Genomic DNA, 23377 nt, shown 5'->3' on the forward strand with positions numbered 1-23377 from the left:
CACACCGCTGGGGGTGGCCGACCAGATGCGGGCGTTCGCGGACCGCCTCGGGGTGGCGGTCCGCGAACTGCGGGAGCTGCTGGCGGACTGACCCGCAGGCGGAAGGGCTGCCACCCCGGCTGGGGTGGCAGCCCGGCGATCGCGGGCCTTTGATCGATGAGTGGACAATCGCAGGACGCCTGGTAGCCGTGTCCGGTGGAACGGCCCGCCCCCTCAGCTGGACGCGGGGCAGACACGGTGGGCCTGCTCAGGCTGGTGGTGACAAGCCTTTCGGGGCAGGCTGAGAGGTGCCCCGCCTACGGGCACCCCACTGTGCGAAGGGAACCCGGGATGATCCAGATCGCGGATATCCGTGAGTGGCGCACTCACGACGTCGTCGACTCGGGCGGCCGGAAGATCGGCGCGCTGGAGGGTGTATACGTCGACACCCGCTCGGACGAGCCGGCCATGGCCACGATCCAGATCGGTCTGCCCACCCGGCAGCGCCTGGTGTTCGTCCCCCTGGACGGGGCGGTCGTGGGGCCCGGGTACGTCAAGGTGGCCTACGACAAGGCGCTCGTGAAGAAGGGCCCCTCCATCGGCACGGACGACGTCCTGCCCGCCGCGGACGAGCCGGCGGTGTTCGAGCACTACGGCCTCACCTATCGGCCCGGCGTCAGCGGCGAGCGGCAGCTCGCCCGCCGCTGAGCACGGAGGCCGGACCGTGACACTCTTCCTCCTGCTCGTCATCGTCGCAATCGTGCTGGGCATCATCGGCGCCGTGGCCGAAGGTCTGCTCTACCTGCTGATCATCGGCATCGTGGTCTTCGTCGGGGCCCTTGTCCACCTCCTCCTGCACTGGCGCCGCTCGGGCCGGCGGCCGGTCCGCTGAGACGTCCCGCGGCCCCCACGTGCCGTCGACCGTTAAGGGCCGGCTGGCTCCCTTCCGTCCCGGCAGGCATCCGCCGGATGCTGCACGCCGAGTTCCGTGGCCTTCGCCTCGTGGCGGTCCACGACGCCGAGTGTCCATGGTCAGGCGAGGACGACTGCCTCCTCTGCGTCGTCGACGGGTGCCCCGGCGCACGGGTACTCGACCTCGGCTGTGGCACGGGGTGGCTCGCCCTCGGCATGGCGGTCGCCGGCCACACCGTGACAGGCGGCGACAGGGTGCGGGGCTCGCTCCGCCCGGCGCGCGCCACGCCGGGCGGATGCACGTGCGCGGGCGCGCACCCGCCGAGATGACCGTGTCACTGCAGTGACACGCCGCCGGGCGCGAATGTGACCGGGTGCGGCAGCCGGGGATCAGGAAGGGTGCGGTCCCTACTCGGGCACGCACGTGTTGCCATGGAGGGCGTACGTGTCCGAGCGCGGCTGAGACCGACCACACTCCCGGCCTTCGCAGCTCGCCCGGCGGCGCCGCGAAGTGCTGAGGAGTGCCTGACGTCTCACCAGGGGGTCAGGCCGAGGCGACCAGGTCCCGGTAGTCCTCGTTCCAGAGGTCCTCGTCCGCGTCCGGCAGCAACAGCACGCGGTCGGGCCGCAGCGCGTCGATCGCGCCCGCGTCATGGGTGACCATCACGACGGCGCCCGGGTAGGAGCCGACCGCCGTCAGGACCTCGTCGCGGGACGCGGGGTCCAGGTTGTTGGTCGGCTCGTCCAGCAGCAGCACGTTGGCGCCGCAGTGGACGAGCGTCGCAAGGGCCAGGCGGGTCCTCTCCCCACCGGACAGCACACCGGCAGGCTTGTCCGCGTCGTCCCCGGAGAACAGGAACGCACCCAGCACGCGCCGCACCTCACCGTCCGTCAGATGCGGCGCGACCCCGGCCAGGTTCTCCCGGACCGAGCGTTCCCAGGCGAGGGTGTCGTGCTCCTGGGCGAAGTAGCCCAGTCGCAGACCGGGCCCGTTCACCACCCGGCCGGAGTCCGGTTCCTCCTCGCCGGCCAGGATGCGCAGCAGCGTGGTCTTGCCGGCTCCGTTGAGGCCGAGGACGACCAGGCGGCTGCCCCGGTCCACGGCGAGGTCCACACCGGTGAGGACCTGGTGGTCCCCGTAGGACTTGGTCAGGCGGATCGCGCCGAGGGGGATCCGCCCGCATGGTTCCGGCTCGGGCAGCCGGATCCTCGCGACCTTCTCCGTCCGGCGGACCGGTTCCAGCGCGGCCAGCATGCGGTCGGCGCGCCGTGCCATGTTCCTGGCCACCACAGCGGTCGCCACCCGGGCCTTCATCCGGTCCGCCTGGGCGTTCAGGGCTGCCGCCTTCCGCTCGGCGTTCGCACGCTCGCGAGCGCGGCGCCGCTCGTCCGCCTCCCGCTGTGCCAGATACGCGGTCCAGCCGGTGTTGTGGACGTCGATCGTCGCGCGGGCCGGGTCCAGGCGGAACACCCGGTTGGCGACGGCGGTGAGCAGGGCGGTGTCGTGGCTGATCACCACCAGTCCACCCCGGTGGTCCTGGAGGAAGGAGCGCAGCCAGCCGACGGAGTCGGCGTCGAGGTGGTTGGTGGGCTCGTCCAGCAACAGGGTGCCGTCGTGGCCGGAGAACAGAATCCGCGCCAGCTCCACCCGGCGCCGCTGCCCGCCGGACAGCGCGCCCACCGGCTCGCTCATGATGCGGTCGGGAAGCCCCAGCCCGGCCGCCACCCGGGCGGCCTCGGCCTCGGCGGCGTATCCGCCGCCGGCCTGGAAGGCGGCTTCGGCGCGGGCATAGGCGTTCATCGCCCGCTCGAGCTCCATGGGTGCGCCGGCTCGGGCCATGGCGGCCTCCGCCGCGCGAAGACGGCGCAGTGTCCGGTCGAAGCCCCGGGCCGACAGAATCCGGTCGGTCGCGGTGGCCGCCGGGTCGGCGGCGCGGGAGTCCTGGGCCAGGAAGCCGACCGGACCGGTGGCGGTGACGGTGCCTGCTGACGGCTCGGCGTGCCCGGCGAGGGCGGTCAACAGGGTGGTCTTGCCCGCACCGTTGCGGCCGACAAGGCCGACACGGTCGCCGGGAGAGACGGTGAAGGAGATGTCGGCGAGCAACAGGCGGGCACCCGCGCGCAGCTCGACGTCGCGAACGGTGATCATGGAATGACGCTCCGAAACAGCAAAGGGACACACTTCTGGCGGGGAAGCGGGTCCTCTGCTAGGAAATCCGGGGCGTAGACATGCGTGCACGGTAGCCGGACCGCCGGGAGAACGCATCCGGCTTTCGGCACTCAGGGGCTCCGCGCGTTCCACCCCTCCGCGTTCTGCCTTGCCGACAGAGGTGGAACCGCTTCACCCCGCCGCTGAGTGCCGGAACCGTTGCGCCGGGCGGTCCGGCCGAAGATCCTGATGAGCACCGACTCGACGGGTGACCACAGTCGCCGCACCGGTGTCGGCCGCCGCTGCTCCTGCCGCCTCTCAGCGGTTCCTCGCGCCCCAGCAGCTGCCGCCGCACGCCACATCAGCGTGGTACGCAGGGCCGGTGACATCCGGGCAGCCCGACGCTCTCCCAGGTCCGTGGGCGAGTCGCTGCCCTCCATCGGAAGGGACTCCAGCCACAACGGCCGGAGCCTCTTCCCATACACGTGCCCGTGGTCACAACGCCGTGGTCTCGGAGATGATCAGGTCGGTCACCGCCTTCAGGCCACCCTGGGACAGGGCGCGCCGCTGCCGGTCGGCCGGCGTGCCCTGTTGGAGCAGCCGGTGCACGAGGGAGACGACCTCCCGTGTGTCCCCCGCCGCGTCCAGCGCGGGAGTGATGTGTTCCATCAGCTGCGCCACGACGTCACCGGCGCTGCGGCGCTCGCCGGTCGCGGTGATCAGGCTGCCGCCGAGACCGTGGCGGGCGGCCTGCCAGTTCGCGGCCTGCAACACCTCCGGAGCGATGGAGGGCACAGGCGCGGCCGCATCGGCCTCGCGGATGGCCGTCATGACCAGCGCCCGGACGATGCCCGCGAACATGACCGCCTCGTCGGCTCGCAACTGCACGTCGGGGCAGCGCACTTCGACGGTCGGGAAGCGGTCGGACAGCCGGGCCTGCCAGTACAGCTGCCCGGTGTCGCGGATGATGGCGGTGTCCAGCAGCGTCTGGACCCGCTCGTTGTGGTCCGCGAGGTCCCGGAAGGCGGGCGGCGGCCCGCTGACCGGCCAGCGCCCGAAGATCACGGTGCGCCAGCTGGCGAACCCGGTGTCGTGCCCCTCCCACAACGGCGAGTTCGCGGACATGGCGACAAGGACCGGCAGCCAGCCGCGCAGGCGGTTCAGGACGGCTACGCCGACCTCGGGGCACGGCACGGAGGTGTGGATGTGCAAGCCGTTGACGAGCTGCTCGGCGACCAGCTGCGGGGCCTGGATCTGCATTGCGCGGTACCGCGACTGCTCCGTCACCAGGGCCGTTCCATGACCCCTGAGGGGCGGTGTGCCGCAGGCGGCCAGCCGGCATCCGTTCGCCTCCGCGGCAGCCCCGACGGCATGCCGCAGCCGCAGGAGGTGCCCCCCGGCCTCCTTCAGCTCGGTGCAGATCGTGGTCGCGACCTCGACCTGCACCTGCAACAGCTCCGACTGCAGCTCCTTCGCGTCCACGAGAGGGGCGAGTCCGGCTGCTGCCCGCACCTGTTCCGCCAGTGGTACGGGCACCCCCGTGTCCGGATCGAGCAGCAGGTACTCCTCTTCCAGCCCCAGGGTGACCGGCTCCACACATCCCTCGCAGCGTCGCATCGTCGGACGTCAGGGTGGTCGCACTCTGACGCGGGTGGCGCCCGGGAGACAGTCGGCAGCCGGGATCGAGTGTCGTGGACGGGGGCATGCGATCGGCGCAGAAGCACCGGCGGCTTCGCCCGAAAGGCGGCGGTGACGTCCCTGACCGGAGTGCCGAGCCCGCGTTGCGCAGGGGCTCTCGTGCGGTCCGGCGCTCAGCGCCAGGTTCCCCCTGAGGCGCGAAGGCCATCCGCGGCGGGTCCCACGTGTGCCACAGGTGCTACCGCATCCGGTACCGGATCGCTGCCTGGACGGCCTGTGAGGTGAACGGCTCCGGCGGCCCCCATGGACTTCCGGTGCGTCCGCGACCCCGACACCTGCCGGCGTCACCTCCCCAATCCCGGAGGTGGACGAGGATGCTCGGCCTCTGGCGCGGCAAGGGAGCGAGCAACAGGTACAAGGGCAAGATGAGCGCGTCCCTGCGGGCCACCGCCGACACCTGGATGATGCCGTCTCGCATGCGCTTCAGCTCAGAGGCCTGAATCACCTGTGGCTGAAGCGGTTCGCCTGGCGAAGCGCCTGACGAGCCAACCAGCGGCAAAGAACAGTCCCATCGCAGCTGATCCCCAGCGACAGATCGCGCCTTCCCACGAATCCCGAGGAAGGGCGACCTCCGCAACAACCTGACCGATGGTGACGAACACCGCCAGAATCGCAAGGAAACCAATCCCCGCGATTGTCAGATCGGCCTCGTCATGCTGCCGAGGTCTCCGTCGCTCCATAGAGACATGGTTCCACAGTCATCGACATCTACAGGGCCCCTTCTGCCATGCCGGCGGAGGGGCCCTGGTCCCTCCTGGTCCTCGCCGGGGCCGAACGCGAAGGCTTGCTCGGCGAGATCGAAGGTCCCGCGGCTCACCGCCAAGGACGCGCGCGCCTTCCTCGACCGACCCCGCACCGCCTGCCAGTGCTGCGCCCAGGGACTCGACACCGATAGGCATCGTGTTGCCGGCAACCCGCGCGAAAGCTCCGCCAGTTACCTGGCGGAGCCTCAAATTTGTGGACGCACACCTTGACGCTGGAGCCTCAGAGGCCCTGGAGAACCCAATCACGGGCGGCCGTAAGACAGGACTCGAGATCGCCGAGTGATACCAGCCGCCCACTCCGCGTCTGAACCCGACCCGTTTCCACGTCTGCGAGATCTTGCTCGAATTCTCCGGTATCCCACACCACGACTTGGGCCATAAAGTCACCGCCTTCGAGGATCCAACTCATTGACTTCGGATCTCCCCCACTAGGAGATATCTCGATCTCTGAAATATCCCGCAGGACCTCTGTCTCATGGATTTCCTGACGGATCCACTCCTGGGCCCGCTCCAGCAACGCACTGCCTAGGAGCATCCCCACCCTCCCAGCTTGATGTTCTTCGCCTCGGAGAGTTGCGGAACAGGCTTTCCCTTCTTCTTCGCCAGCCGAGCAAAAATGGTGTCGGAGTCCGACATCTTGAAGTCCCCTGGCCTGCCGCCGGGAATGAGCGACGATTTCGGGACATCGAATTCGACGTACACGGATCCCGGACGGGCAGATATATAGGCGTCTCGACTTGCCGGGTACACAACGTAAGTGAAACCACCTCCGCCGCGCTGCACCATTCCAGTGTCCATCATCGCCTGATGCTCTGCTGACGACATCCAACGACCAACAGTGACCATCCCCTCGCCTGGAGTGTGGCCTCCGCTGTTGCGAACGAGAACCGGCGTCTCGCCCGCCAGCACGTAGTACGTGTGCAGGTCGGCCACGGTGAGGTTGTGCACGGTGGTCGACCGCGTCCGGTGCTGGACCGCGCTGATCTGCACATGTGTGCCGGCGCTGGTGCGCAGCCATTGACCCGGCTGCAGAGCGGCAGCGTCGGTCCATTGGCTCAGCCGGGGTACCCAGAAGGGGTGGCCTGCGGTCGCCGTGACGGTGCCTCGGGTGTCGTGGCCGGTCACGGTGACGTCGACCAGGGTCTTCTCCCCTGTGCCACGGATCTCTCGCGTGACCGGTCGGGCTGACGTTTCGCCACTTGCCGGGTCGGTGGCCAACAGGAGATCACCAACACGTACGTCCTCGATGTCCCGCACGGTGCCATCGGCCAGGAGGACGGGAGTACCGGCGGCGAAACTGTTGTGTTCCTGGCAGCTCGTGTCCTCGACGGGCCTCACTTCGTCGATGACGACCCTCTCGCCGTCGACGGTGGCCGTGGCCTGCCCACCCTGCGCGATGGCCTTGTCGAAAGCCTTCCGCCCGGGGTCGTAGGAGGCCCCGGGTGTCCGGATCCGCAGTGCCGCGTAGTTCCCGTTGGGCTTGGGGACGAGGCCGTCGTAGGTGTTGGACAGGTTGAGCCGCGCGGCCTCGGCGGCGGGCAGTCTGGACACCGCGTCGGGTGACAGGTGTGCCGTGACGGGCCGTTCGTCGACCTTGACATCGTGTTTCTTGGCATACGCGTCGAGCGAGGCCGTCTGCATGGTCCTGGACCGACCGTCGCCGCCGTCGGCCGGTGACCCCGCCGCGCTCTGGCCGGCGTCGTCCGGTGGGCGAACCGCATCACCACCCCGTGCCATGGAAGTCGCGGCGACTGGTGGGGTGCCGGCGAGGCTCTGGAGAAGCGAGGCCATCTCCCGGAGCAGCTGCTGACGCCGGCTGCTCAGCTGTTGCTTGTCGCTCTTCAACTGATTGACGCGCTCGTTGTGCGCGTTCATGTCGGCGGTGAGCTTGGACTTCTCGGCTTCGAGCTTCGCCTTGTCGGCGTCGAGCTTCGACTTCTGGGCCTTGATCGAGGCCGACTCGTTCCGGAGCCTCGCCCGTTCGGCGTCGAGCCGGGCCTTCTCAGCGGCGTACGCGTTGTACTGTGCGGCTTGCTCGGGCAGCCGGAAGCGGTTCGGCTTGGCGTTGTGGGCCGAAACCCTGGCTTCGTAGCTGTCGATCCGGGTGTTGTGGGCGGTGATTCTGTTGCCGCAGCGGGCGTCCTCCTTGTTGTAGGCGTCGGCGTGTGCGTTGAATGCGACACTGCGCTTGGCGAGTGCCTCCTTCGCCACCGTCAGCGCGTCCTCGCGGCGGGGCAGCGCCGCGACCTCTTGGGCGAATGACGCGATCCGAGCATTGAGGCCAACGGGGTAGTTGCTGCCCGTCCGGAGCGGGTCGGGCGTGGCGGCGCCGGCGGACTGCGCAACGGCAGACGGATTGACTCTGACGGTCGCGGAGTTCGCGCTCGCCTCCGCTCCCGTGTTGAGCACCGGTACCAGCGTCGAGACAAGGATCAGGCCGATGAGGCGCCGTGCGGCAATCGGAGCGCGGAGGGCCGTTTTCAGGGCGGTCTTGTTGATCACGGTCATCCGCTCGCTTCCGCGGCGAACCGGTCAGCGATCCTTGTGACGGTCGGCTTGCCGTTGCCCGCCCCGCAGACCGCCACTTGCAGGACGGTCCTGCCCTTCAACCTCGCCTGGCGGTGGCAAGCCCACCCGTCGCCCGCGACCTGCGCCGCCGTCCAACCGAGCGTGTCCGAGGTGGCGGTGTGGGTCGTGTAAGCCCACTTGGAGGTACGTCCGTCCTGGTCGGTCCGTACGGCGGACCGACATGAGTCGAGGCCGTCGCTCAGCGTGCGGAACACCGCTCCGGCCTTGTCGCTGCCGGAGTACACGCCGATGACCTGGGTCACCGTGTAGTCGCCCACGCCTGCGGAGTCCTGGTAGGTCGCCGACAGGAACGCGGTCCACTCGCGACCGTAGACCGCCTGGGTCGCCGGCCCCACCGCCACGGCGCAACTCGACGGATCGGCCTCGAGAGCACGAGGCGGCTCGCTCGCTCCCGGGCCGGAGACCAGCGTGATCCCGGCCAGCTTGCTGACCTCGTCCGGGGTGAGGGCATCCGCCTGGACCGTTCCCTCGACCACGCGCAGGGGGACGGCCTTTGGCTGATCCGGCCGGGCCCACCAGCCGGCGCCGGCCAATACGAGGCAGATGACGACGGCGCCGGCCGACACCGCTCGCCGTTTTCTGGGCAACAGACGGCGCAGCCGTCCGGGGGGTCCCGGCGGATCCGGCGGGAGCGGCCGACCCGACGGCCCACCTGACGAACTGCTCGGGTCTCCCTGGCCGTGAGACGAGCCGGCAGCGTCGGCCGCGCCCCGCCCGCCCAAGCCCTGATTCGAGTCGACTGCCACTAGTCGCCCCCTCCGCCACAGGAGGAGCCGCAGGAAGGAGTGGTACAGCCGCCTGGCTGGCCGGGCCGCGGCCGCCTGCACTTCGCCCCCGCCAGGCCCAGTGCGTTCGTCGGCACCGTCCACAGCTCCTTGTCAGCGCTGAGCCCTGCCTCTTCGATCAGGGCCACGGTCCGCAGGTGCGCGTCCGGGGCCTGATGGGGCGAGTCCGGTCCGTCGGGACAGTGGTGTACGAAGCGTCCGAGGCGAGCGCACAACTCGGCGTACAGTGCCGTGTCCAGGATGAGGGCGTGCCAGCCCTCGTCGACCAGGCGCGAGGGCCGGATGGGCGTCGTCGGGAACTTGACGGCGGCCACGACGAACTTCAGGGCTTCTTCGACGACGCGCCTGGCCGTGGGCTCGTCCATGCCGGGGTTGTTGTCCAGGACCGTTGCGTTGACACTCCCGAACGCATCAGGAGCGAGTAGGTCTCGTACATCGTGCATGTGCGTGTCTTCCTTCCTGGTGTGATTCCTCTGGCGCCCACCCCGGCCGTTTTCGACCTGGCAGGATGGGTCCGGCCGGGCCGGGTGTCGCTGTCTCGTCAGTTCCGGGAGGCGATGATCAGGAGCAGGACAACGATCCCCAGGACGATCAGGCACCCGGAGCCGCCCCCGGAGGACCCCTTGCGGAACTCGACCACCCCTCCGGGGACGGTGTGTGGATGGCGTCGGGCGTAGTGGGTCTCGATCCCCTGCTCGCCCTGGGATTCGCTCCCCCAGGCGGTGCGGTGCCCGCACTCACCACACCGGTATCGGTAACTGTCGGCCATGCCGGTCTCCTTCTGTGCTCGTTGGTTGCGTGTGGCCGCGGACACGTCCTGTCGGACGCTAGGAGCGGCCGGTGAAATCACCGTGAAACAAAGCGGCTTACGTCATTCGTCGCTCCGCTCGGCACCCGGTGGACGGATGCCGGCCAGGTGCTCGGCGAGCGCGTGGAAGACGAAGACATTGGGGATTCCTGATGCCACGGTGCCCAGCGACTGCCACCGGCCGGCGACGCGGACGGTGGCGGAACCGTGCCGGGTGTCGATCCGCTGGACCTGCGGCCATCGCATCGACGTCCGTCCGGAGCCGACCTCGTCCTCGGTGATCCAGACTGGGCCGAAGGTGAGCCGAGCTCCCTGGGCGAGCGCGGCCAGGGCCCGCGGCACCTGGGCGTCGGTGACGGCCCGACGGAGCTCGGGCTCCCACACCTCCGCGTGGCCGAAGTCGCCGCCGCGCAGCACGATCCGCTCACCGTCGACATCGATGAGGACGCAGGTGCGGGTGATGCCCTGCGGGGACAGAGCTGTGCATCGACGCACCACGGTGGTGTCGTAGCGGATGACGTGGATCCGCCCGTTCACGGCAGCCGTGATTCCGTGCTCGAAGAAGTCCAGCCGTGCGCCCGCGTTCACCCTCTTCCTCCCGCTGGGACGCCGCAGTCGGCGTGCGCCCGCCGCAGCGGCCCGCGAGACGACCTGGATCGCCGCCCCCCACCCTTGTGCGGTGACTCCATGCGGTACTGCCCGATGGGTGGCGCGTCGCCTGCCGAGCTGCCAACGGCCGGCAGCTTCGGAGATCCTCGCCAGCAGCAACTCCTCGTCTCGGTCGCGGGGAGTGCCTTCCATTACACCGCACCCGCCAGACCGCGGCCGGGATGTGCGTCGTCCCCACGCAGGATCGCCCACCGTGCCCGCCGCAGCAGTTCGCCCGGGGCCACCCCGAGATCGTCGGCGAGCCGCCTGCGGGTGCGGTCGAAGACGACCAGCGCGTCGGCCCGCCGGCCGCCGCGCTGCAGCGCGCGCATCAGCAGCGCGGCGATCGGTTCGTTCAGTGGCTCTTCCCAGGCCAGGGCGGACAGTTCGACGATCGCCTCGGCGACTCGGCCGAGCCTCAGCTGCCAGTCCGCCTTCCGCTGCGCCAGGGCGACCCTGCGCTCGGCGAGCCGCAGCCGCTCCAACTCGGCCAGGGGCCCGGGCAGACCGGCCAAGGGCTCGCCACGGAACAGCTCCAGCGCCCGGGCGCACAGCCGCACCGCCTCCGACAGGTCACCGGCCCGCTCGGCAGCTCCGGCCGCGGTGACGCGTTCCTCCACGCACGCCACGTCCACCTCGACCACACCGCGAGCCAGCCCGTAGCCGTACCGGTCGCGCCTGATCACCGGGTTCGGGCACTCCCCGAGACGCAGGCTCTTGCGCAGCCGGTACACATAGACCGGAACCACGTTCCCGCCCGGCGACTCCATCCCCCATACGCCGTCCAGCAGTTCCTGCTGACTGACCGACCGGTCCGGGCTCAGCGCCAGAGCCGCCAGCACGGCCTGCTGCCGGACCGGGCCGACGTCCACGGGCCGCCCGGCGAGCCACGCCCGCAAGGGCCCGAGCAGGGAGACCCGAAGCCATGGAGCGGGTGCGGGGTCCGTCTGTTGACGGACAGTGGTCCCCGGCACCGCCGACTGCCTGCGCGGACCCTGTCCGGGCACGACCAGACCGCAGTCGAAGGCATGCACGATGGCGGAGGCCCGGTCACGCAGTCCCAACTTCACGAGAATGCGTCCCAGTTGCCCAAACACCACTTGCTCGGGCAGCGCGAGCGCGTGGGCGATCTCGGCGTCCCCCAGGCCGCATCCGAGTGCGTAGAGCACCTCTCGCTCTCGAGAGGTGAGGACAGCGACGCTCGGGCGTCCCTGGAGCGCGGTCGTCGTCGGCATGGCGGTTCTCCCCGTTCTCCGGACCGGTCGATCCACTCGCTCCGGTCGATCCCGTCGATGCCACCGAAGGTCGCCGAGGTGGAGGAAACGTGGACAGGCCATCGAGGCGGTCATATATGGCCGGTGACCGCGCTAGAGTCCTCACCTGCGAAAAGTTGACATCTCGGGGGGAAGGGCCGTGACTTGTGGCCGGTGAGTTCGGTGAGGTGCTGCGGCGGCTGCGGATCCAGGCGGGGATGACCCAGGAGGAGCTGGAGAGGCGTTCCGGGGTGAGCGTGCGCACCATCCGCGGTCTGGAGACCGGCAAGCGCCCCAACCCGCGCATGACCACAGTGCAGGAGCTGGCCAAAGCGCTGCCGCTACGGCCCAAGGAGCGCGAGGAGTTACTGAGCGCCGCCGTCCCCCGGAACACGGACGACGGCCGGCAGGACGAACCCACCGACGAGCCCGCGACCGGCCGGCCGGATCCGCAGCCGCCCGCCGCGAGCGAGCCGGCTCCGGCACCACCTGACGCGCCGAGCGACCCCGCCGAGCAACTCGCGAAGCTGGTGGCCGCACGCTGGCAGCGCGAAGAGGAACAACGCCAGGTCCAAGACCCGTTCCCACTACCCGTCCGCTGGCGGACAGCGCCCGGGGAACTGACCGACCACTGGGCCAACATCCTCCGACTCCCCCCGAGAGCCGCGGCCGACCCCCTCGACCTGGACGGCCGACTGGACGAGATCACCGACACCTACCGGCGCATCCCGTCCGGACGGCTGGTGGTGCTGGGCAGATCCGGCTCGGGAAAGACGATCCTGGCCCTGCGCTTCGTCCTCGACCACCTGCAATCGCGCAGCCCGAAGGAACCCGTGCCGGTGATCTTCAGCATCGGCGCCTGGAACCCCACCACCATCACCCTGCGCGACTGGCTGACCGCCCAACTGACGCGCGATCACCCCGGCTACGCCGTACAGGGCCCCGGCCGGGACAGCCTGGCCTCCGCCCTGGTCGAGTCCGGCCGCGTACTCCCCGTACTGGACGGCTTCGACGAGATGGCAGACGGTCTGCGCCGCCCGGCGCTGGAAGCCCTCAACGCCACCACCCTTTCCCTCCTGCTCACCAGCCGCCCCGCCGAATACGCCGCCGCGGTCGCCGAAACCGACGTACTGACCTCCGCCGCCGCGATCGAACTCACCGACCTCACCGTCGACGACCTGGCCGACTACCTGCCCCGCACCACCCGCAAAGCCGACCGCGCGAACCCCACGGCGAACGCCTGGGACCCCGTACTGGCCGAACTGCGCGAGCAGCCGCAGGAACAACCCACCCCGCTCGCCACGGTCCTGAAGACCCCTCTGATGGTCGCGCTCGCCCGCACCGTCTACAGCGACACCCCCGACCACGATCCGGCCTCGCTCCTCGACACCGAGCGATTCGGCAGCCCGGAGAAGTTGGAAGACCACCTGCTGGACAACTTCATTCCCACCGTCTACCGCCACCGGCTCCACCGGAGTTCGACCGGTGGGCCACACCGCCGCTTCGATCCCGAACACGCCCGGCACTGGCTCGGCTACCTCGCCCACCACCTGACCCGGCTCACAACACCCGACCTCGCCTGGTGGCGGCTCGGCAACGGCATGCGCCGCTCCACCCGCACGCTCGTCACCGCCCTCGTGACCGGACTCGCCATCGGCCTCGTCGACTGCGCCGTCAGCGCCGCCTTCCACGGCTCGTTCACGGGCGCCACCGTGGACGGGATGCTCGTCGGGTTCCTTGCCGGCCTCATGTTCGGGCTCGTCCACTGGTTCACGTACTCGGTCAAGGGCAAGCACGTCAGGCCGTCCGCCGTACGCCTGCGGATACGCGGCAGGCCAGGGCCCATCACATGGACGACCGGTCCCCGACTGGTGATCGGCACACTGGGCGGGGCGATCTTCGGTTTCGCCTACGGATTCGTGGTCGGCCTGGTGCACGCGTATGCCTGGAAGGCCGGACTTTCGGCCGGTCTGCGCATCGCGATCGTCGACGGGACCGTCTACGGCCTGGTCTTCGGCGCCGGCGCCGGACTGACCTTCTGCCTCCTCGGCCTGCTCGAAACCCCCCTCGACATCGAATCGGCGGTCAACCCACGCAGCCTCCTGGACACCAACCGCCGCACCGTGATCACTCAACTGTGCGTGTGGGCACCCGTCTTCGGGACAGTGGTCGGATTCGGCAGCGGAGCAGTGGTCGCCCTCCTGCAAGGACCACTGGGCCCACTCGTCTGGCCGTCCGAGGCCAGCGTCCTGCTCGGCATCATCAGCGGCCTCGGCGCCGCACTCGGCTACGCCCTCACCCTGACCGCCTGGGGCCAGTGGCTCGTCCTCACCCGCATCTGGCTGCCGTTGACCGGGCGTCTGCCCTGGGCCGTGACCACGTTCCTGGAAGACGCCTACCGGCGCGGCGTACTGCGCCAGGCCGGCGCGGTCTATCAGTTCCGCCACGCCCGCCTGCAACACCACCTCGCCCACGCCCACCGAACACGCCGCGCTCCCGGCCGACCGGCCCGTCTTCGCAGACAGCGCCCCCAACGCTTCGGGCTTCACGACGATTTCATCGCTCCTCCCTAGCGTCTGACGCCACAGCACCAGCCAAAGAAACAGCCATCGGACCCAGGGGGCCACCCAATGCCGAACACCAACCGACTCGTGCGCCGCGCCAAAACCATCGCCCTCACGGCGGCGATGACGGCCGCCGCCGCCATCACACCCACCGTCGCGAACGCCAACGAGCCCCCTCGCCACTACTACATCGAACTCGGCGGCACCGGCTCCGCGGCGGACGCGCCCGGGTGCACCAGGACGTACTACTACGCCAACCAGCACCTGGACGGCGGAATCCCCGTCCCCGTCTGCTACCCGGCCAGCGCCGGCCCCTGGCTCAACGGCCAGAACACGCCGGACCCGACCGCGCCGAGCTACGACAGCAGCGTCAAGCAGGGATACGAGAACCTCCTGGCCGCCGCCGAGGAAACCCACCGCAAGGACCCGGCCGCACGCCTCACCATCGTCGGCTACTCCCAGGGCGCGCAGGCCGCCGACCAGGTTCTGGAGACAATCGCCAACGGCGGCTCCGACATCCCGAGGGAACTGGTCAACGGCATGCTGTACGCCGACCCGAAGCAGCCCGACACCGGCCTGTGGGCCAAGGTCCCCAAGGGTTTGGGCGCCCTCGGCTTCACCTCCACCGGCCCCGGCCCCAAGGAGTTCCCCGGCGTCCCGGTCGCCCGCTTCTGCATCCGCGGCGACATGGCGTGCGATGCCACGTCGCCCGTAGCCGCCTTCGACTTCTTCCTCACCGACAAGCACAGGCGCTACGCGAATGACGGAGACGTCATGACCCAGACCATCGCCAACGACGGCGCCGACGGAATCTTCTGGTACTAGTCTCGATCTTTCCTGACGGCCCGTCGGTTCATCCGGTGGGCCGTTTCGGTTGCTCGGGGTGGGCCCGTCCAGTGCCTGGAGGCCGGGCGTCGGCCGGCTCCGGCAGCCGGCCGGGAGCGCGCGTGCCCGCTCGGCGGCACGCGGTACCGGGTGGTCCGAGGACGTGGCGACGGGTGAGGATGGTGCGCCAGGTGGGTGGGGGGTCCGAACTGGTCCATCGGCTGCAACGACACCCCGCGTCCGCGAGGACCGTCTCGTCGCAGCGGATCAGGGCCGGCGAGGGCGTGCCGTCGTACGCAGGCGGAGGACATCCGGAGGCGCTACTCCCCGTATCGGTCCGCCTGCGTACGCGATGACGCGCCGCGGTGGCCACCACTGCTCGGTCGGCAGCAGGTGTGACCGATGAGCCCCGTACCGGTGTGCACCGGTCCCGCCGTGCCGGACAGCGTGCCGTCACCTTCTCGTCGGCGTAACGTCCCCAGTGGGACGGGGCCGGTGCACCCCGCTCCGCAGGGCGGACGAGCGGCGCCGGTGCGACCGGTGGGCGCGCGGGCCGCCGCACCCGGTGGACCACCGCCCAGGACAACGCTCAGCGCCGCTGGAGGTGTCTCGTGACCAGCACGGGTGGTCCGGCCACCTTCACCGAAGGGGTTGATGCCGCTGTCGCGGAGACGGTGCGCAGAACCGGTGCCACCATCGGTGCCCTGTACGTGTGCGCGCCGGATGAGCCTGTACTGCTGCTGGAGGTGCTGTGCGGGGCACCGGCCGACTTCGCCGCTCCGTGGGCAAGGGTTCCGGTTGCCTCTCCCGCCCCCGTGACCGACGCCGTCCGCGAGGACCGCCTCGTCTGGGTGGCCAGTCAGGAGGAGTTCGCCCGCGCCTACCCGCGTACGGCGGTTGCCCTGCCGTACCCCTGCGCGCTGGCCGCCGCTCCCGTCACCGGCACACGGCGGTGGGGGTCGCTGCTGTTGATCTGGCCCGCCACCCGCCCGCCCCATATGAGCCGGCGGGAAGAGGGCCACATCGCTTCCAGTTGCCGAAGAATGGCCCAGCTGCTGGAGGAAGCCGTCGAGTCCGGGCAGGGACCGGTCCCCGGTGCGCAGCCCCGCGTACTCCCCGTCGCCTCCGGCACCCGGGCCGGGCGACCGGCGCCGGCCGCCGCCGACTTCGCCGAGCGGCTGCCCGGCGGATCCTGCGCACTGGACCTGGAAGGCCGTATCACCTTCCTCACCTCCGGGGGCGCCGAACTGCTGGGCCGCGACGCCGATCAGCTGCTGGGCACCGTGCCCTGGCAGTCGCTGCCCTGGCTCGACGATCCCACGTACGAAGACCGCTACCGGGCCGCCGTCATCAGCCGCGAACCCGTGATGTTCACCGCCTGCCGACCGCCGGACCAGTGGCTGGACTTCCACCTCTATCCGGACGCCAGTGGCATCAGCATCCGCATCGTTCCCACCGGCGCACAGCCCCCGTCACCTGCGCTGCGCCGGTCCGCGGGCACCGCCGCACCGGCCCGTGCGGGGCAGCTCTACCAACTGATGCACCTGGCGGCCGCGCTGACCGAGGCCGTCGGTGTGCAGGACGTCGTCGATCTCGTGGCCGACCAGATCATGCCCGCCTTCGGGGCCCAGGGCCTGGTCCTGTCCACCGCCGACGCCGGCCGGCTGCGGATCACGGGGCACCGCGGGTATCCGACTCATGTCATCGAGCGCCTCGACGGTCTGCCGATCGACACCCACTTCACCCCGGCCGGGCAGGTGCTCACCAGCGGCATCCCTTCGTTCTTCGCCACCGCGCAGGAGATGCGGCGGATCTATCCCGAGGCGCAGACGATCAGCGGCAAGCAGGCATGGGCCTTCCTTCCCCTGATCATCTCCGGCCGCCCGGTGGGCTGCTGCATCCTGTCGTACGAGCATCCGCACACGTTCTCTGCCGAAGAACGCGCCGTCATGACCTCGCTCGCCGGGCTCATCGCCCAGGCCCTGGACCGCGCCCGTCTGTACGACACCAAGCACCAGCTCGCCCACGGTCTCCAGCAGGCGCTGCTGCCGCACACGCTTCCCATGGTCGCCGGGCTGAACGTCGCCGCCCGCTACCTGCCGGCGACCCACGGCATGGACATCGGCGGCGATTTCTATGACGTGATCCGGCTCGGCGACACCGCTGCCGCGGCCGTCATCGGGGACGTCCAGGGCCATAATGTCGCTGCGGCCGCCCTGATGGGACAGGTGCGCACGGGCGTCCACGCACACGCCACCCTCGGCTCGTCCCCGGACGAGGTCCTCTCCCGCACCAACCGGCTCCTGAGCGATCTCGACCCCGGCCTGTTCACCAGCTGCCTCTATGCCCACATCGACCTCGCCCGGCGCCGGGTTCAGCTGGCCAGTGCCGGCCACCCCCCAGCGCTGCTGCGCCTGCCCGGCCACCGGACAGTGCCTGTCGATGTCACCCCAGGCCCGCTGTTGGGCATCGTCCCCGGCGCGAAATACCCCGTCACCGAGTTCCCGCTCGCCCCGGGACTGCTGCTCGCCTTCTACACCGACGGTCTCGTCGAAGCACCGGGGACCGACCTCGACGACTCCATCGCACAGCTCGCGCGCCGACTCGACGACGCCGGCGAGGGGGACCTGGATCTCCTCATCGACAGCGTCCTGCGGGAATCCGGCCCGACCCGGCAGCGCACGGACGACATCGCGCTCCTGGTGTTGCAGTCCGGGAACGGCCCGGAGGAAGGGCCCGCCTGACGGCAGCCGAGTCGGACACTCACGCCCCGTGTGGGTGCGGGCGCCGACGGACGGCGGCGAGCGGGTGTCGTAGACCCGCGCGGCGGGGTGGCCGCGGACGGCACGCGTGGCCGGCGCCGCGATCCCGCCCCGGGCCGGAGCCCCTGTTTCGGCTCGATGCCGGTGGGCAGCAGCGCTCAACAGGGACGCACCCGATACGGAAGAGGAAGTCGGCCCGATGTCTACAGGAACACTTCTGGCGATCATCATTCCCATCGCAGCGGTGGTCGCCCTGATCGCACTGGCCGTGGCCCTGACCATGCGGCGACGCCGTCGCCTGCGTGAACGCTTCGGCCCCGAGTACGACCGCACCGTCGAGGAAGCCGGCGGCCGGCGGGCCGCCGAACATGAACTGAGCGCCCGTGAGAAGCGCCATGCGTCGCTCGACATCCAGCCCTTGGCCGACAGCGCCAAGGACCGCTACGCCCGGGAATGGGTCGGCGTGCAGGAGGAGTTCGTGGACCGGCCCGTGGATGCCGTGCACGACGCGGACCGGCTCGTGACTTCCCTCATGCACGAGCGCGGCTACCCCACCGAGGGGTACGAACAGCAGATGAGAGACCTCTCGGTCCGGCACGGCCGCACGCTGGAGCACTACCGGGTCGCACATGAGATCAACACGCTGAGCACGGCGCAGCGTGCCACCACCGAGCAGTTGCGTGGAGCCATGGTGCACTACCGGGCTCTGTTCGACGAGCTGCTGTCCGACGGAGATCAGGCCGGGCCCGCCCGGGCCTGATCCGTACGCATTCGCGCGGGAGAGATCATGCGGGACAAAGACACGACAGGGCCCGCCGAGAGCGGACTGACCACTGAGGACATCGCCCGGGGCCCGGGCGGCGGAGCGGGCGAGGGACAGGATGCCGGGCCACCGGTCTACCCCGGCGAGGAAACCGGCGGCACCGCCGACACCGGCGACACCGCCTTCACAGCCAACGCCGCCGGCACCGTCAGCGCGCCGGAGACGGGCGGCGCGCCCGCACCGGCCGAGGAGGAAGCCGAAAGGGCCCCTGCGGCGGCCCCGGGCGGCGCGGCGGAAGAGGAGCTGCTGGCACCCGAGGACAAGGAGGGTTTCCGTACCCGCTGGCAGGCGATCCAGAACGACTTCGTCGACGACCCCCGCGAGGCCGTGCACTCCGCGGACGCGCTGGTGGCGGACGTCATGCAGAGGCTGGCCGCGACCTTCGCGGAACGCAGGGATGGCCTTGAGCAGCAGTGGAACCGGGGCGAGCAGGCGGACACCGAGAGCCTGCGCGTGGCGCTGCGGGAGTACCGCTCGTTCTTCAACCGGCTGCTGGCCACCTGACGGCGCCGGCCTCTTTCTTGGACGACCCCGGGCTCCGTCCGGTCCCCCGGCCGGCCCCCGGCCGGAGCCCTCGCCCGGCCGCCTTCGGCCACCAGGCCTGCATCGGCTCCCCCTCGACGAGCTGTGAGACGAAGCCGGTCGGTCCCTTCGCCGGCTCTCCCAGGACCGTCACACGGTGCATGACGCGGTCGACGTCGAGGTGGGCGAAGTCGGTCGGGGCGAAGTGGCAGGTGCTGCGGTTGTCCCAGAACGCCATGGAGCCCGGCTCCCAGCGGAAGCGCACGGTGTACTCGGCGCTGGTCATGTGCTGGAAGAGCAGCTCCAGGAGATGGCGGCTCTCCAGCTCGGTGAATCCGGTGATGCGGGTGGTCGAGCCGGGGCCGCCACCTGCTGGACGGTGATTCTGGTGGGCTGCACGGTCTGGGTCACGGTTCTGCCTTTCACGAGCGGTTTGCGGTGAGCGGTGAGCGGTGAGCGGTTGCAGGAGCGGTTTGGGCGATCGGTTCACACGGACGGTGACGGGAACGGTTCGGACGGCACACGAACGGTTCACACGGACGAGCGGTCTCGGACACGGATCTCAGGTGGCGCGGGCCACCCACTGCATCCACAGAGGGAGCAGGAGCAGCGCGACGACGGAGCTCTTGACGACGAGCGCGGCCGACACGTCGACGCTCACGTCGTAGCGCTGGGCGAAGATGAACAGGTTCTGCGGGGCGGGCATCGCGGCGATCAGGACAAGGTAGTTCAGCCAGTCGCCCTCGACGTCGAAGCCGTAGCGGCACACGGCGTAGGTCAGCAGCGGGAACGCGACGCACTTGAAGGCGATGATCCACATCTCCTCCACGGTGGTGCCGCGCACCTTCAGGCCCGTCCCGCCGAGGTGCAGTCCCAGGGCGAACAGCGCCACCGGTGAGGCGCTGTCCCCCACGAAGGCGAAACTGTCGAGAACCACCCGCGGCAGGTGCACGGGCAGCAGGTTGAGCACGATGCCCGCGTTACAGGCGATCACGACGGGGGTCATCAGAGAGGCGACGACGGCCGCGCGGAGGCGTCTGCCCGGGCTTCCGGTGCGGTCGGGGCGGCCCAGCTCCATGATCGAGATGATGATCAGGGACAGGACGCAGACCTGGAAGAGGAGGACCGGGAAGATCGGTGCCGCGTTCCCGAACAGCATGATGAACACCGGTACGGCGAAGTAGGCCGTGTTCACCTGGACGGCCGCCATGATCCGCAGGGCCACACCGCGGGGATCGCGTACGCCGAGGACGAAGGCCAGGGCACCCGTCAGGACGACGGCGACGCCTGCGGCGGCCGCGTAACCGGTGATCGCCCGCCAGTCGAACAGGGCACCGAGGTCACTGCTGTAGATGTTGCCGAACAGGAAGCACGGGACCGCGAAGAGGAAGGCATAGTCGGCGAAGACCTTTGAACTCTCGGCCGGCACCACCTTCCGCTTCGCGAGGAGGACCCCGCATCCGAAGGCCAGCACCACCGGTGCCAGCCGCTCCAGAGCCTCTACCGCTCCCATGCACGTGCCCTTGCTGTCACGGCTCCGTCTCAGGGGCCTCGTCCTGTGTCGCGCAGCTGATCAGGAGGCCCACGCATTCGGCACTTCCACATCGCTGCGGCCCTCAATCAGTTCCCGGTAGCCGGTGATCACTCTGCGGATGATCTCGTTGCCGCTCAGGTCGTAGTGGTGCTCGTCGATCCGGGCGACGGGAAGGATCTCGCAGGCGGTGCCGCAGATGAACGCGCCGTCCGCCTCGCCGGCGAACCGGGGTGCGAGGTCGCCGACGGCACAGGCGATGCCCTCGTGTGCGGCGATGGCCAGCACGCAGGCCCGTGTGATGCCGTCGAACGTGCAGCGGGTCGGGAGCAGGGCGGGCAGTGCCTCTGCGGCCGCGCGGACCCCGGGGGCGGAGTGCGACAGCACGGCAAGAGTCCATACGGCCCCGTGAAAAGTCCATGCCCTCCCCGCCCCGCCTCTCGCATTCTTGGTCTGTCCATGCCCCAAGTCGTCGACGCCCGCGCCGAGTCGACGGCTCGGCGCTGCTCGTCAAGGCCCCGTACAGCCACAGTTCACCGGAACAGCAACCTCGGTCTCTTTCCTTCCCCTCGCCCCTCTTGGAGGATTCCGGTCGCTTCTGTTCCCCGACCCCCCAAGAGGCCACACATGCCTGACATCAACCGGCGCCGTTTTCTGCAGATAGCGGGCGCGACGGCGGGCTTCGCCGCGCTGTCGAGCAGCATCGACCGCGCCGCGGCCATCCCCGCGGCCCGCCGCACCGGCACCATCCAGGACGTCGAGCACATCGTGGTGCTGATGCAGGAGAACCGTTCGTTCGACCACTACTTCGGCGCGCTCAAGGGCGTACGGGGCTTCGGCGATCCACGTCCGGTGACGCTGCCCAGCGGCAAGTCGGTCTGGCACCAGGCGGACGGGAAAAAGGAGACGCTCCCCTTTCATCCCACGGCCGACGATCTCGGGATGCAGTTCCTCCAGGGGCTCAATCACGACTGGGCGGGCGGTCACAAGGCGTTCAACAACGGCAGGTACGACCAGTGGGTGCCTGCCAAGACCCCCACGACGATGGCGTACCTCAACCGGGACGACATCCCCTTCCACTACGCACTCGCCGACAAGTTCACCGTGTGCGACGCCTACCACTGCTCGTTCATCGGGGCCACCGACCCCAACCGGTACTACATGTGGACGGGCCACACCGGCAACGACGGCTCCGGTGGCGGACCCGTGCTGGGCAACGAGGAGGCCGGGTACGGCTGGACGACCTATCCCGAGCGGCTGGAGCAGGCGGGGATCTCCTGGAGGATCTATCAGGACACGGGCGACGGCCTGGACGCCGCCGGTCACTGGGGCTGGATCAGTGACGCCTACCGCGGGAACTACGGCGACAACTCACTCCTCTACTTCAACCGGTATCGCAACGCCCGGCCCGGCGACCCGCTCTACGACAAGGCCCGCACCGGCACCGACGTCAAGAACGGCGACGGGTACTTCGACGGTCTGCGGGCCGACGTGCAGGCCGGCACGCTCCCGCGCATCTCCTGGATCGCCGCCCCCGAAGCCTTCACCGAGCACTCCAACTTCCCCTCGAACTACGGTGCCTGGTACATCGCGGGCGTCCTGGACGCGCTGACGTCCAACCCCGCGGTGTGGAGCAGGACCGCCCTGTTCATCACCTACGACGAGAACGACGGCTTCTTCGACCACATCGTGCCCCCGTACCCGCCGGCCTCCGCCGCCCAGGGCAAGTCCACCGTGGACACCTCCACAGAGTTCTACGCGGGCGGCATCTCCTACGCCGCGGGCAACTACGGCCTCGGCCCGCGTGTGCCGATGCTCGTCGTCTCGCCGTGGAGCACCGGCGGCTATGTGTGCTCCGAGGTCTTCGACCACACCTCGATCATCCGCTTCATGGAGCGCCGCTTCGGCGTGACCGAGCCCAACATCTCCCCCTGGCGACGTGCGATCTGCGGGGACCTCACCTCCGCCTTCGACTTCGGCGCCGAGGACACCGCTCCCGTGACGCTGCCCGACACCGCGGCGTACGAGCCGCCGGACCACGAGCGCCACCCCGACTACCGTCCCACGCCGCCCGCCGTGGGCAGCCTGCCCGCGCAGGAGCCCGGTGCGCGGCCCACCCGGCCACTTCCCTACGCGCCCTACGTCGACAGTGCCGTCAACACGGCCGACGGCCGCATCGCCCTCACCTTCGGTCCGGGGCTCGCGGCCGGAGCGCAGTTCTACGTCACGTCGGCGAACCGCACCGATGCGCCATGGACGTACACGGCCGAGGCGGGCAGGGAAGTCTCCGACACCTGGAACTCCGCCTACTCCAAGGGCACGCACCACCTCACCGTGCACGGCCCGAACGGCTTCCTGCGCGTCTTCAGGAGCCCGGGGAAGACCGTGACACCCGAGGTGAGGGGCCGCCACAACGCGGCAACGGGGAACCTGGATCTCACCCTGACCAACTCCGGCACAGCCGCCGCGAACGTCACGATCCGCAACACCTACGGCGGCGCGTCCCGGACGCTCGCGCTGCCCGCCGGGGGAAGGGTGACGCACACGGTCGATCTGAGTGGCACCGGGCGCTGGTACGACGTGTCGGTGGTGTCCGACACGAACACCGTGTTCCTGCGCCGTTTCGCCGGTCATGTGGAGACCGGCGCCCCGGGGGTGAGCGACCCGGCGATCCGCACGGCCTGACCCGCGCCGGCATCCGGGCGGTCGCCGGCGTGGCCGCCCGGGTGTCCCTGCGGCACGTGGAGGGGCCGTTACGCTCTTCG

Annotated in this window: 20 protein-coding genes; 9 read left to right on the forward strand and 11 right to left on the reverse strand. The window is 70.0% G+C overall.

Going from position 1 to position 23377, the window contains the following annotated elements; translation table 11 throughout:
• Positions 1–330: 330 nt before the first annotated feature.
• Positions 331–687 carry a PRC-barrel domain-containing protein gene (locus tag ACH5AF_RS04830; RefSeq protein ID WP_398899967.1) on the forward strand — a complete coding sequence of 119 codons (357 nt, stop codon included), beginning with the start codon at positions 331–333 and terminating at the stop codon, positions 685–687.
• 16 nt (positions 688–703) lie between these two features.
• On the forward strand, positions 704–871 hold the full coding sequence (locus ACH5AF_RS04835) for a hypothetical protein (RefSeq protein ID WP_215179762.1): 168 nt from the start codon (positions 704–706) through the stop codon (positions 869–871).
• A gap of 564 nt (positions 872–1435) precedes the next feature.
• Here ACH5AF_RS04835 and ACH5AF_RS04840 read toward each other — a convergent pair.
• Both ACH5AF_RS04840 and ACH5AF_RS04845 read right to left on the reverse strand, forming a co-directional pair.
• Complete coding sequence (locus tag ACH5AF_RS04840) at positions 1436–3040, reverse strand: ABC-F family ATP-binding cassette domain-containing protein (RefSeq protein ID WP_398899968.1); 1605 nt, start codon at positions 3038–3040, stop codon at positions 1436–1438.
• A gap of 495 nt (positions 3041–3535) precedes the next feature.
• Positions 3536–4636 (reverse strand): glutamate--cysteine ligase, encoded by a 1101-nt coding sequence (locus ACH5AF_RS04845; protein ID WP_398899969.1) that lies wholly within the window; start codon positions 4634–4636, stop codon positions 3536–3538.
• 416 nt (positions 4637–5052) lie between these two features.
• Here ACH5AF_RS04845 and ACH5AF_RS04850 point away from each other — a divergent pair, with 416 nt between their 5' ends.
• A complete protein-coding gene (locus tag ACH5AF_RS04850) occupies positions 5053–5178 on the forward strand; it encodes a hypothetical protein (RefSeq protein WP_398899970.1) in 126 nt (41 codons plus the stop codon).
• Positions 5179–6027: 849 nt separating this feature from the next.
• On the opposite strand, the gene ACH5AF_RS04855 is transcribed toward ACH5AF_RS04850, so the two are convergent.
• The 6 genes from ACH5AF_RS04855 to ACH5AF_RS04880 all read right to left on the reverse strand — a co-directional run bounded on the left by ACH5AF_RS04855 (position 6028) and on the right by ACH5AF_RS04880 (position 11567).
• Positions 6028–8010 carry a polymorphic toxin-type HINT domain-containing protein gene (locus tag ACH5AF_RS04855; RefSeq protein ID WP_398899971.1) on the reverse strand — a complete coding sequence of 661 codons (1983 nt, stop codon included), beginning with the start codon at positions 8008–8010 and terminating at the stop codon, positions 6028–6030.
• Positions 8007–8657, reverse strand: coding sequence for a sensor domain-containing protein (locus ACH5AF_RS04860; protein WP_398899972.1), 651 nt, complete (start codon positions 8655–8657; stop codon positions 8007–8009). Before ACH5AF_RS04860 ends, ACH5AF_RS04855 begins: the two co-directional genes overlap by 4 nt.
• A 179-nt stretch (positions 8658–8836) precedes the next feature.
• Complete coding sequence (locus tag ACH5AF_RS04865) at positions 8837–9319, reverse strand: glycine-rich domain-containing protein (protein ID WP_398899973.1); 483 nt, start codon at positions 9317–9319, stop codon at positions 8837–8839.
• Between the two features lie 98 nt (positions 9320–9417).
• Complete coding sequence (locus ACH5AF_RS04870) at positions 9418–9645, reverse strand: hypothetical protein (protein ID WP_398899974.1); 228 nt, start codon at positions 9643–9645, stop codon at positions 9418–9420.
• A gap of 102 nt (positions 9646–9747) precedes the next feature.
• On the reverse strand, positions 9748–10485 hold the full coding sequence (locus ACH5AF_RS04875) for a DUF6585 family protein (protein ID WP_398899975.1): 738 nt from the start codon (positions 10483–10485) through the stop codon (positions 9748–9750).
• Positions 10485–11567 carry a BTAD domain-containing putative transcriptional regulator gene (locus tag ACH5AF_RS04880; RefSeq protein ID WP_398899976.1) on the reverse strand — a complete coding sequence of 361 codons (1083 nt, stop codon included), beginning with the start codon at positions 11565–11567 and terminating at the stop codon, positions 10485–10487. Before ACH5AF_RS04880 ends, ACH5AF_RS04875 begins: the two co-directional genes overlap by 1 nt.
• A gap of 185 nt (positions 11568–11752) precedes the next feature.
• Here ACH5AF_RS04880 and ACH5AF_RS04885 point away from each other — a divergent pair, with 185 nt between their 5' ends.
• The 5 genes from ACH5AF_RS04885 to ACH5AF_RS04905 all read left to right on the forward strand — a co-directional run bounded on the left by ACH5AF_RS04885 (position 11753) and on the right by ACH5AF_RS04905 (position 19063).
• Positions 11753–14158 carry a helix-turn-helix domain-containing protein gene (locus ACH5AF_RS04885; protein ID WP_398899977.1) on the forward strand — a complete coding sequence of 802 codons (2406 nt, stop codon included), beginning with the start codon at positions 11753–11755 and terminating at the stop codon, positions 14156–14158.
• Between the two features lie 57 nt (positions 14159–14215).
• A complete protein-coding gene (locus ACH5AF_RS04890) occupies positions 14216–14974 on the forward strand; it encodes a PE-PPE domain-containing protein (protein ID WP_398899979.1) in 759 nt (252 codons plus the stop codon).
• Positions 14975–15585: 611 nt separating this feature from the next.
• Positions 15586–17718: a SpoIIE family protein phosphatase gene (locus ACH5AF_RS04895; RefSeq protein WP_398899980.1), complete on the forward strand. Its 2133-nt coding sequence runs from the start codon at positions 15586–15588 to the stop codon at positions 17716–17718.
• Positions 17719–17935: 217 nt separating this feature from the next.
• Entirely contained in the window at positions 17936–18496 is a 561-nt protein-coding gene (locus ACH5AF_RS04900; RefSeq protein WP_398899981.1) for a hypothetical protein, read from the forward strand.
• 27 nt (positions 18497–18523) lie between these two features.
• Positions 18524–19063 carry a hypothetical protein gene (locus tag ACH5AF_RS04905; RefSeq protein WP_398899982.1) on the forward strand — a complete coding sequence of 180 codons (540 nt, stop codon included), beginning with the start codon at positions 18524–18526 and terminating at the stop codon, positions 19061–19063.
• On the opposite strand, the gene ACH5AF_RS04910 is transcribed toward ACH5AF_RS04905, so the two are convergent.
• From ACH5AF_RS04910 to ACH5AF_RS04920, 3 genes are read right to left on the reverse strand one after another with little or no spacing between them, the layout of a single operon-like run.
• Entirely contained in the window at positions 19041–19616 is a 576-nt protein-coding gene (locus ACH5AF_RS04910) for a TauD/TfdA dioxygenase family protein (protein ID WP_398899983.1), read from the reverse strand. The genes ACH5AF_RS04905 and ACH5AF_RS04910 overlap by 23 nt on opposite strands.
• Positions 19617–19643: 27 nt before the next feature.
• Positions 19644–20594 (reverse strand): AEC family transporter, encoded by a 951-nt coding sequence (locus ACH5AF_RS04915; RefSeq protein WP_398899984.1) that lies wholly within the window; start codon positions 20592–20594, stop codon positions 19644–19646.
• Between the two features lie 60 nt (positions 20595–20654).
• Positions 20655–20999: an aminotransferase class IV gene (locus ACH5AF_RS04920; protein WP_398899985.1), complete on the reverse strand. Its 345-nt coding sequence runs from the start codon at positions 20997–20999 to the stop codon at positions 20655–20657.
• A 240-nt stretch (positions 21000–21239) separates the two neighbouring features.
• On the opposite strand from ACH5AF_RS04920, the gene ACH5AF_RS04925 reads away from it, so the two are divergent.
• On the forward strand, positions 21240–23297 hold the full coding sequence (locus tag ACH5AF_RS04925; protein WP_398899986.1) for a phosphocholine-specific phospholipase C: 2058 nt from the start codon (positions 21240–21242) through the stop codon (positions 23295–23297).
• Positions 23298–23377: the final 80 nt, after the last annotated feature.

The organism is Streptomyces sp. NPDC018833, from assembly GCF_044390825.1.
In the GTDB taxonomy this organism is placed as follows: Bacteria; Actinomycetota; Actinomycetes; order Streptomycetales; family Streptomycetaceae; genus Streptomyces.

Excerpts from the sequence above, each read along its gene's own strand:
- ACH5AF_RS04905 (WP_398899982.1), top strand. The coding sequence starts at position 18,524 with ATGCGGGACAAAGACACGACAGGGCCCGCCGAGAGCGGACTGACCACT.
- ACH5AF_RS04865 (WP_398899973.1), bottom strand. The coding sequence starts at position 9,319 with ATGCACGATGTACGAGACCTACTCGCTCCTGATGCGTTCGGGAGTGTC.
- ACH5AF_RS04840 (WP_398899968.1), bottom strand. The coding sequence starts at position 3,040 with ATGATCACCGTTCGCGACGTCGAGCTGCGCGCGGGTGCCCGCCTGTTG.
- ACH5AF_RS04855 (WP_398899971.1), bottom strand. The coding sequence starts at position 8,010 with ATGACCGTGATCAACAAGACCGCCCTGAAAACGGCCCTCCGCGCTCCG.
- ACH5AF_RS04900 (WP_398899981.1), top strand. The coding sequence starts at position 17,936 with ATGTCTACAGGAACACTTCTGGCGATCATCATTCCCATCGCAGCGGTG.
- ACH5AF_RS04830 (WP_398899967.1), top strand. The coding sequence starts at position 331 with ATGATCCAGATCGCGGATATCCGTGAGTGGCGCACTCACGACGTCGTC.
- ACH5AF_RS04850 (WP_398899970.1), top strand. The coding sequence starts at position 5,053 with ATGCTCGGCCTCTGGCGCGGCAAGGGAGCGAGCAACAGGTACAAGGGC.
- ACH5AF_RS04890 (WP_398899979.1), top strand. The coding sequence starts at position 14,216 with ATGCCGAACACCAACCGACTCGTGCGCCGCGCCAAAACCATCGCCCTC.
- ACH5AF_RS04925 (WP_398899986.1), top strand. The coding sequence starts at position 21,240 with ATGCCTGACATCAACCGGCGCCGTTTTCTGCAGATAGCGGGCGCGACG.
- ACH5AF_RS04915 (WP_398899984.1), bottom strand. The coding sequence starts at position 20,594 with ATGGGAGCGGTAGAGGCTCTGGAGCGGCTGGCACCGGTGGTGCTGGCC.
- ACH5AF_RS04880 (WP_398899976.1), bottom strand. The coding sequence starts at position 11,567 with ATGCCGACGACGACCGCGCTCCAGGGACGCCCGAGCGTCGCTGTCCTC.
- ACH5AF_RS04870 (WP_398899974.1), bottom strand. The coding sequence starts at position 9,645 with ATGGCCGACAGTTACCGATACCGGTGTGGTGAGTGCGGGCACCGCACC.
- ACH5AF_RS04875 (WP_398899975.1), bottom strand. The coding sequence starts at position 10,485 with ATGGAAGGCACTCCCCGCGACCGAGACGAGGAGTTGCTGCTGGCGAGG.